This window comes from Kineococcus sp. TRM81007, assembly GCF_022669155.1.
Classification (GTDB): domain Bacteria; phylum Actinomycetota; class Actinomycetes; order Actinomycetales; family Kineococcaceae; genus Kineococcus.
On the sequence record NZ_JALBVB010000001.1, the window covers coordinates 1 to 213 of the forward strand.

Genomic DNA, 213 nt, shown 5'->3' on the forward strand with positions numbered 1-213 from the left:
AAAATGGCGAATACAGCGCCCATTCTTAGAACATAGTGAAAATGAGCTACTACGTAATAAGTGTCGTGAAGTATAATGTCAAGTGATGAATTTGCTAAGCATACTCCTGTAAGTCCACCCATTGTAAATAGGAAGATAAATCCTAGAACTCATAACATTGATGTTGTGTATTTGATTTTAGATCCGTGGATTGTGGCCAGTCATCTAAATACT

1 pseudogene is annotated in these 213 nt (G+C 36.2%); it reads right to left on the reverse strand.

Going from position 1 to position 213, the window contains the following annotated elements:
- A pseudogene (locus MN205_RS22230) lies at nucleotides 1-200 on the reverse strand (cbb3-type cytochrome c oxidase subunit I); the annotation flags it as partial.
- Nucleotides 201-213 lie beyond the last annotated feature (13 nt).